Below are 8,535 nucleotides of genomic sequence, written 5' to 3'. Positions count from 1 at the left end.
GAGGTTCGAGTATCGCCAGGTGACGCGCGCCTACCGCCCCTTCACCTCCAGCTGCTCCTTCACCGACTCGAGCGTCGGCACGTGGCCGGAAGCGATGCGCTCGCGCGCCTCGGCGTAGACCGCGTCGTAGCGATCGGCGGGGGCGCGCCAGGTGAAGTCGCGGCTCATGCCGTTCTTCTGGATCCGCCGCCACAGCTCGGGCTGGCGCCGCAGCGTGATCGCGTGGCGCAGGGTCGCGACCATTTCGCCGGCGTCGAAGCGATCGAAGCGGAATCCGGTGCCCTTGCCGGTCAGCGGATCGAACGGCTCGACGGTGTCGGCGAGCCCGCCGACCGCGTGCACCACCGGCACCGTGCCGTAGCGCTGGCTGTAAAGCTGGTTCAGCCCGCCAGGCTCGTAGCGCGACGGCATCAGGTACAGATCGCAGCCGGCCTCGAGCCGGTGCACGAACGCTTCGTCGCGCTGGCGGCGGAAGTGCACGCGATCGGGATGCTCGCGGCTCAGCCGCTCGAACAACTCGACGTAGCGCGACGAGCCTTCCCCCATGAACACGTAGCGCGCGTCGAGCTTGAGCAATTCGGACTCGCTCTGCTCGATCAGGTCGAGCCCCTTCTGCTCGACCAGGCGCGACACCAGTCCGACCAGCGGCAGATCGGGCGCGGAAGGGAAGCCGCACTCGGCGGCCAGCGCCGCGCGGTTCTCGCTCTTCCGATCGAGGCACTCGAGATCGTAGCGGCGCGCGATCCAGGGATCGGTGCCGGGATTCCACGAATCGTCGATGCCGCTCAGGATCCCGCGCAGGTCGGCGCTTCGGCGCGCCAGCAGCCCCTCGAGCCCGAAGCCGAACTCGCCGCTGGTCTGAATCTCGACGGCGTGCCGGGGACTGACCGTGGTGATCAGGTCGGCGAACGCGAGCCCCACCTTCATGAAGTTCACCCGCCCCCAGAACTCGAAGATTCCGCCGGGATAGAACTGGTCGGTGCCGAATCCCGCCATCGCCAGCACCCAGGAGTCGTGGATGCCCTGGTAGCCGAGATTGTGCACCGTGAAGACCGTGGCCATCCCGCCGAATGCGGGTTCGTGCTGGTCGTGCGTTCGCACGAAGCACGGCGCCCACGCCCCCTGCTGGTCGTGCGCGTGAAGCACGTCGAAGCGCTCACCCAATTGCTTCGCGCCCTCCAGCGCGGCGCGCGCGAAGAACAGAAAGCGCTCGGCGTTGTCGGCGTAGCCCTCGCCGGTCGCGGGATCGTCGTAGATGCCGGGCCGATCGTAGAAGCGCCGCGCGCCGGCGTGACCCACCAGCAGCACGCGCGGCCCGCTGCCCGAGGGCTCGACCAGCTCGAAGGTGGCCTTCTCGCGCCCCATCCCCCAGGGCACTTCGGCGCCGCCGATCGGGCAGCGGCTCGCACCCGCCGGCAGATTGACGAACGGGTAGTGCGGGAGCGCCACCAGCACGCGATGCCCGCGGCGCGCCTGCTCGGCCGAGAGTCCGCCCAGCATGTCGCCGAGCCCGCCCACCTGCGCCAGGGGCGCGAGCTCGCTCGCGATGTGGAGAATCGAGAGAGGCGTCACGATGAACGCCGAAGGCTCCTAGTCGCGAGCGATCTCGCGCAGGTATTGCGCCGCGTCTTCGGGCGGCGTGGGATTGATGTAGAAGCCCGATCCGATCTCGAAGCCGGCCACGCGCGTCAGTTTGGGCATGATCTCGAGGTGCCAGTGATAGTAGTCGACGTCGCCCTCGCTCACCGGCGCGGTGTGGATCACGAAATTGTACGGAGGCCGATCGAGCGCGCGATTCAGGCGCTGCAGCGTGTCCTTCAGGATCACCGCCAGGTCGCGGACCTCGTGGGTGTCCGACATGTTCGGGAACGAAGCGCGGTGGTTCCGCGGCAGGATCCAGGTCTCGAACGGGAAACGCGGCGCGAACGGCTCGATGGCGAGGAAATGGTCGGTGAGATTGACCACGCGCTTGCCGTTGTTCTCGTCGGTCTCCTGCTGAACCATGTCGCAGAAGATGCAGCGTTCCTTGAGCTCGAAGTAGGAACGGCTACCGGCCAGCTCCTCCTGCAGGATCTGCGGGATGATCGGGGTGGCGATCAGCTGGGTGTGGGTGTGCTCGAGCGTCGCGCCGGCGGCCGGGCCCTGATTCTTGAAGATCAGCACGTAGCGGAAGCGCTTGTCGCGATGGAGGTCGAGGCAGCGCTCGCGGTAGGCCACCAGCACTTTCTCCAGGTGCTCGACCGGCAGTTCGGCGAGGTCGGCGCCGTGCTCGGGCGACTCGATCACCACCTCGTGCGCGCCGACGCCGTTCATCTTGTCGTAGTGGCCCTCTCCGCGACGGTCGAGCGAGCCCTCGATCTGGAGCGCGGGGAACTTGTTGGGCACCACGCGCACCTGCCAGCCGGGGGTGTTGGCGGCGCCGCCATCGGGCCGATAGGCCCACACCTCGGGCGGGGTCTTGTCCTCGTGACCGCGGCAGAAGGGGCAGAAATCGCCGGATTTCTCATGCGAGACCGGCAGAAAATTGGTGGGCCGGCGGCTGCGCTCGGTCGAGATGATGACCCAGCGCCCGACCACCGGATCCTTGCGAAGCTCGGGCATGAAGACTCCTGGTCGGCCTTGACCGGGACCGGCCGCGGCGCCGATACCCTGTGGAGAAGCCCGAAGAGTCTAGGGAGCCGCGCCGCGCGGGGTCAAGGAGCGGTGGGCCATCGGCTTGATAGTGGAGCTCAGAACTGGAAGTAGATGAATGGATTGGCGCTGAATGGTGAAAAGAAGAGCACCATGAGAAGGGCCGCCGTGGCCGCCGTCCAGGCGAGAGGACGACGGAGGTCGAGACCCAACTCGCGTTCTCCTCTCAGAAGCACCGCAAGGTGCGCCACAACCGCGAGCGCGAGCACCACCTCGGCCTGAACGTGCACCCAGTCGGAGCCCCAGCGGTCGACGAAGGCGAGCTTGCGCAGGTAGATCCACGCATGGGAAAAGTCCGGAGATCTGAAGAAGACCCAGGCCAACATCACCCACAGCAGGGTGCCTGCCCATCCCAAGAACTGCTCGACCGGCGAGCCGAACTGGTCGGGCGCCCGCCGTTGGGCGTCCAGCCTCAACTTGTCGAGCGCAAGCGCAGCGCCATGCATTCCGCCCCAGACCACGAAGGTCCAGGAGGCGCCATGCCAAAGCCCGCCCAGCAGCATCGTCGTGAGCAGGTTGAAATACGTGCGTGCCCGCCCGCGGCGATTCCCACCCAGAGGGATATAGAGGTAGTCCCGCAGCCACGTCGACAGCGAAATGTGCCAGCGGCGCCAGAACTCCGTGATGCTGCGGCTCAGGTACGGATGGCGAAAGTTGGTCGGCAGATCGAAGCCGAACACCCTTCCGATCCCGAGAGCCATGTCGGTGTAGCCAGAGAAGTCGTAATAGATCTGACCGGTGTAGGCGAGCAGGGCCACCCAGGCGGCAACCGGCGAGTACGCCCCGGGGTGTGCGAAGACGGGGTCAGCCGCGACAGCAAGTGTGTCGGCGAAAAGTACCTTCTTCACGAAGCCTTTGAGGAAGAGTTCGAGCCCGCGGCGGACGTTGGCCGCAAGGACAGCGTGCTCGCGGCCGGGGGCCAGTTGCGGGAGCATCTGGGATCCCCGCACGATCGGCCCGGCCACCAGTTGCGGGAAGAAAGCCACGAACAAGAGAAAGTCTCGATAGTTGCGGGTCGCGGGCAGCTTTCTCCAGTAGACATCGATCGTGTAGCTCATGCTATGGAAAGTGAAGAAGGAGATTCCGACCGGGAGCAGGATGTGAAGAAACGGCACCTGGATGCCGAGTCCGCCCAGCAGGGGTCGCAGCGTGTCGAGGAAGAAATTCGTGTACTTGAAGAAGAACAACATCCCCAGGTTCGCGGTCAGGCTCGCCACCAGCCAGATGCGGCGGCGGCGCTCGTCGGTCAGGCGCTCGAGCTCCAACCCCGCGATGTAGTCGATGGTCGTCGTTGTCCAGATCAGGAAACAGAACCGCCAGTCCCACCATCCATAGGAAATGTAGCTGGCGACCAGCAGAACGTTGCGTCGGGCGCTCTCGTTCGGAGTGAAGCGGAGGATGACGAGAACCGCGGCCAGCATCACGAAGAACTCGATCGAGGAGAAGATCACCGGAGCGATTCCTCGATGGCGCGAGCGATCATGCGGCCGATCAGTTCGTGTCCACGTTCATTGATATGGCCAACACCGATCGTCGTGTTCGAGAACCCATGCATGGGTTGACCCGTCCGGGAATAGTCGGCCAGCATTTCGTCGGTAGGATCTACCAGGGCCAGTCGGTGGCGTTTGGCCAGATCCCGCCAGAATGCACGGCGAATCGGATAGGCAACTCGCGGTGGCGAACCGAAATAGAGAATGTGCGGGACGTAGACGATCACCACCGGCGGGCCCGCGCGCTGAATGACGTCGAACACGCTGTCGCCCGCCGCCTGGGCTCCAGGCGGAATCGGGCCCGCAGTGTCGTCGATGTCGCTCAGCAGAGCGCGGCCCGTGATCTTGCGAGTCAGTCGAGCGCGTTCGCGCTCGACCAGAAGAGTCAGCCGGATGCTCGAGAACTTGACCAGCGCCGAGCGCTTGAGGAGTTGGTGGAGCCAACCCGCCGACGGGGGCTTGACACGTCCGGACAGCTCGCGACGCACCTCTGCTAAACGCACCGGATCTCCAAGTTCGTTGACGTCTCCATCATTGACCTGGATCACCACCACGTCCGGTTTGAATTCTCGCAGGTAATTGCCCAGGAACGCCGCGTAGTGTGCTGGAAAGCGCCCGGAGCCGGCGGTGTTGATCACTTCCAGGCCCGGATCCGCCCTCTCGGCAACCGCCGACATGTTCATGGACTGGGCGAGCTGCAGCCCCTCGGCGAACGAGTCTCCGAGCAGTACGGCGCGAACTCGAGGCCGGACAGGCAGTAGATCCCGGTCAAAGAAGCCGTAGGAGTTCGTCCACTGCTCGGACCAGCCCTCCTGGCTCTGCACCGCTCGGACGTGAGGGAGCTGAATGTTTCCAAAGCGCGGCGAGAAGATCGCCGTCGAAGGGGTCACCAGCCACCGAGCAGTGGCCCAATCCAACGCTACTAGGAGCAACGCCACGGACAGCAGGAACCTAGCTGCCCAGAGTGCACGGCTAGCCAGCGCGGGGAATGGAGGACGTTTCAAGGGGCGGGGGAACCGGGGTTGGGTAGAGGGGATTCGGTCGCTGAACGCGACGTGCACGTCCGAGTCCACGCCTCAAGATCGTAGCACGGGACTTGGAAGCCGCTCCAGAGCTAGCCCCGATCGCGCTCGGCAACCGTGGACTCGAAGCGGTGGCGCAGCAGGCGCTCTTCGGCGTCGGACAGCTTGCGCCCGCGCCGTGACAGGGCGACCCGCGCGGTGGCGAGGAAGCGGTCGAGTTCGTGCACCACGCTGCGATGGCCGTCCCACCACGAGAACGGCGGGAGGTGCTTCGGAGCGAACTGGCCGCCGCCGAACAGATTGGAGCCGACGCCGATGCTGGCGCCGGTCGGAAGCAGCGTGCCGATGCCGGTTTTGACGTGCGCGCCGATCACCGAACCCACTTTCGGGTTCCCGCTGTCCACTTCCCTGCCGTCCACCCAGATCCGCACCGAACCATAGTTGTTCTTGAGGTCGCTGGTGGTGGTGAGCGCCCCGAGATTCACCCACTCGCCGATCACGCTGTGGCCGACGAAACCGTGGTGGCGCTTGTTGGCGTAGCCTTGCCAGATGCTGGCGTCCACTTCCCCCGAGATCCGGCACTCCGGGCCGATGGTCGAGTTGGCGATCACGCCGCCCAGCAGTTGCGTCCGATCCCCCACCGCGCACGGCCCCACCACCAGCGTGTGCGCCTGAACGAACGCTCCGGCGCCGATCGCGATCGGGCCTGCGCGCGCGTCCAGCACCGCGAGCGGATCCACGCGCGCGCCGCGCGCGATCGAGATACGCTCGGCATTGAGCAGCACGGCGCTCGGATGCACCTCCCCGTCGTTGCCGGAGACGCCCTCGAGCTCTTCGACCAGGGCCTGGGTATTGCGCTCGATCAGGTGCCATGGGAAGCGGATCCACGCCGCCTCGATCTCCTGCGCGGGCAATTCCAGCTCGGTGAGCCGCTCCGGGAACGAGACGCCACTCCCGCGCAACGGCGCCAGGGCCGCCGAGCTCAAGCGCGCGGCGACCATCCGGCCCTTCGATCGCCACACGCCCGCGCCGCGCGATTCGCGCGCCGCCTCGAGCCAATCGCCCGGGAGCGCCGCGGCGTTCACCGCCAGGATTTCGGCCTGCATGCTGCTGGCGTCAGCCGGGCGCGACTCCCACGCGGCCATGACTTCGGCGCGCGCTTCGATGCCGACGAGCGGGACGCCCGCGGTGGCGAGCCAGCGCCGGCCGAGGTCGGACGCCCCGAAGCGGAGCGCCGGCACTGGCAGCGTGTCGGTGAGCGGCCGCAGCTCGCGCCAGCCGGCGTCTTCAAACAGCAGAATCCCGGTGATCACGGCGAGTCGCTCTTGCCGGCGGGCGTGGATTTCGGCGCGGGCTTCTTCGCGCCCGGAGTCGAAGGTCTCGCGCTGGGCGGGGTCGGCGCGCTCTGCGCGGGAGCGCTCGGCTCCTCGATGGTGCGGGTGCGAAACGCTCCATCGAAGCCGGCGGCCAGCGCGCGCATGCGCAGCGCCATCGAGGACAGCTCGGTGAGGCAATCGCGGCACTGCACCTTGTAGCGATAGTTCTCGACCGAGATCACCATCGGCACCAGGAGCTGTGATTCGGCGGCCGCGCGCATGGTCTCGGCTTCGCTGGAATCGAGCGGCGCCGCCACCTGAACGCGCCAGCAGGTGTCATTGCCCGCGAGCGCGTGCATCAAAGCCGCGCCACCGGTTGCGCCACCGGCGCCGCCGACCATCATCGCGCCGGCACCCGCCCCCACGAGCGCCGCCCCCGCGCGGGTCGCCGAAGCGCCGGCGGCCGAGGCGCCGGCGGATTTCGGCGCCGGCGCGAGCGCCGCGGCGGCGCGCGCGAGACTATCGGCGAGCGAGGACTGTGCGCTCGAACCCGGCCCTTCGCCGAGCGGCGCGGTGAGCGAGGGGGTCGGCACCACCGAGGCGGTGTCGGCCTGCACCCCGGTCGTGTCGGCGGCATGGGGCGGCGCCCCCGATTCCGGCGGCGGCACCACGTCACCCGGCGCCAGCGGCTCGGGAATGGTCTTGAGCACGCTGAGCGCGTCCTCCGACGGCAGGCTGTCGGCGGGCACCACCGACGCGCGTTGGGCCGGCGCCACCGATTTCGTGGCCGCGGGATGAGTGGTTTCCCCCGGCGCCCGGGCGGCGGGCGAAGCCGGCGGCGGCGCGGTGGCGGCGCAGCCCGCCAGGAGCGGCGGCAACAGGAGCGCGGACACCGCGCCGGTCAGTCCGCGCTTCACTTGGCGGCCCGCGCGCGCACCGCTTCGTTGACCTTCCTCACCTGCTCGGTCTGATCGAGCCGGCAGCTGAGCGTCGAGCCGTTCACGTGCACCACCACCATTTCTTCCAGTCCCATCGCCGCCGCGGTGCCGCCTTCGCCCACCACCACGCAACGCCGGCAATTGACGGCGACCGCGTCGCCGTGCAGCACATTCCCGTCGGCGTCGCGTGGCTGGCGGCGCGCCCACGCGCCCCAGGAGCCCAGGTCGTCCCAGTCGAACGAGGTCTCGAGCATGAAGGTGTTGGGCGCCTTCTCGAGCACCGCGTAGTCCACCGAGATCGCTTCGAGCTTCGGAAACGCCGCGTCCCACTTCGCGTCGAAGCCGGGGCCGCGCGTGTCGCGCGCCAGCTCGCGCAACGGCGTCGCCAGCGCCGGCCGCGAGGCCTCGAGCGCATCGAGGAACACCGAGGCGCGCCACACGAAGATCCCCGAGTTCCAGGAGTAGAGCCCGGTCGCGAGATAGCCTTCGGCGGTCGCGCGGTCCGGCTTCTCGGTGAACGCCGCCACCCGGAAAAGCCGCTCGCCGGCGCGTGTCCCGCGCTTGATGTAGCCGAAGTTGGTGTCGGGGCCGGTGGGTGGCACCCCAAAGGTGAGCAGCGCCGCCTCTTTTTCGGCGAACGTGAACGCGCGCTCGAGATCGGCGCGAAAATCGGCGACCCGCTCGATGGCGTGATCGGAGGGCATCACCGCGAAGCTGGCACCGGGCGCGACGCTCGAAAACCACACCGCGGCGGCACCGATCGCGGGCGCGGTGTTGCGCCCCGCGGGCTCACCGATCACGCGCACGCCCGCCGGGCACTCGCGCTCCACCGCCGCTTCGAGGTCGCGCGCGGTCAGCACCACGATGCGATCGGCGGGCGCGAGCGCGAGCGCGCGCTCGAGCGTCGCGCCGAGCAGCGTTCTCCCGCCCGAAGCGAGCGGCAGCAGCTGCTTGGGACGCTGCGGCGTGCTCCACGGCCAGAAGCGCTCGCCGCGGCCGCCGGCGAGAATCAGGATGAAGCGATCGGCCACGCTGGGCTCCCTCCGAGTATGGCGCTCACTTCAGCAGGTGACGAGTA

The 8,535-nt window shown here is 68.0% G+C and carries 7 protein-coding genes; all 7 read right to left on the bottom strand.

The features are described from left to right. Positions 1 to 30 precede the first annotated feature (30 nt). Positions 31 to 1,572, bottom strand: a complete 1,542-nt coding sequence (locus VMJ70_10235) for a glycogen/starch synthase (GenBank protein ID HTO91501.1) — start codon at positions 1,570 to 1,572, stop codon at positions 31 to 33. Between the two features lie 18 nt (positions 1,573 to 1,590). Then, positions 1,591 to 2,601, bottom strand: a complete 1,011-nt coding sequence (gene galT, locus VMJ70_10230) for a galactose-1-phosphate uridylyltransferase (protein HTO91500.1) — start codon at positions 2,599 to 2,601, stop codon at positions 1,591 to 1,593. Positions 2,602 to 2,729: 128 nt separating this feature from the next. Continuing rightward, on the bottom strand, positions 2,730 to 4,142 hold the full coding sequence (locus tag VMJ70_10225) for an MBOAT family O-acyltransferase (GenBank protein HTO91499.1): 1,413 nt from the start codon (positions 4,140 to 4,142) through the stop codon (positions 2,730 to 2,732). Next, positions 4,139 to 5,071 carry a hypothetical protein gene (locus VMJ70_10220; GenBank protein ID HTO91498.1) on the bottom strand — a complete coding sequence of 311 codons (933 nt, stop codon included), beginning with the start codon at positions 5,069 to 5,071 and terminating at the stop codon, positions 4,139 to 4,141. Before VMJ70_10220 ends, VMJ70_10225 begins: the two co-directional genes overlap by 4 nt. 224 nt (positions 5,072 to 5,295) lie before the next feature. Then, a complete protein-coding gene (locus tag VMJ70_10215; protein ID HTO91497.1) occupies positions 5,296 to 6,516 on the bottom strand; it encodes a putative sugar nucleotidyl transferase in 1,221 nt (406 codons plus the stop codon). Further along, on the bottom strand, positions 6,513 to 7,436 hold the full coding sequence (locus VMJ70_10210; GenBank protein HTO91496.1) for a hypothetical protein: 924 nt from the start codon (positions 7,434 to 7,436) through the stop codon (positions 6,513 to 6,515). The genes VMJ70_10215 and VMJ70_10210 overlap by 4 nt, the downstream gene beginning before the upstream one ends. Then, positions 7,433 to 8,488, bottom strand: coding sequence for a mannose-1-phosphate guanylyltransferase (locus VMJ70_10205; protein HTO91495.1), 1,056 nt, complete (start codon positions 8,486 to 8,488; stop codon positions 7,433 to 7,435). Before VMJ70_10205 ends, VMJ70_10210 begins: the two co-directional genes overlap by 4 nt. Between the last annotated feature and the right edge of the window lie 47 nt (positions 8,489 to 8,535).

This window comes from Candidatus Sulfotelmatobacter sp. (genome assembly GCA_035498555.1).
In the GTDB taxonomy this organism is placed as follows: Bacteria; Eisenbacteria; RBG-16-71-46; order RBG-16-71-46; family RBG-16-71-46; genus DATKAB01.
The sequence above is the reverse complement of the archived record's forward strand: the minus strand, read 5'-3'. Positions and strand labels throughout refer to the sequence as shown.

What these genes read in the sequence shown, in the direction of transcription:
- galT (HTO91500.1), bottom strand. Translation starts at nt 2,601, where the DNA reads ATGCCCGAGCTTCGCAAGGATCCGGTGGTCGGGCGCTGGGTCATCATC.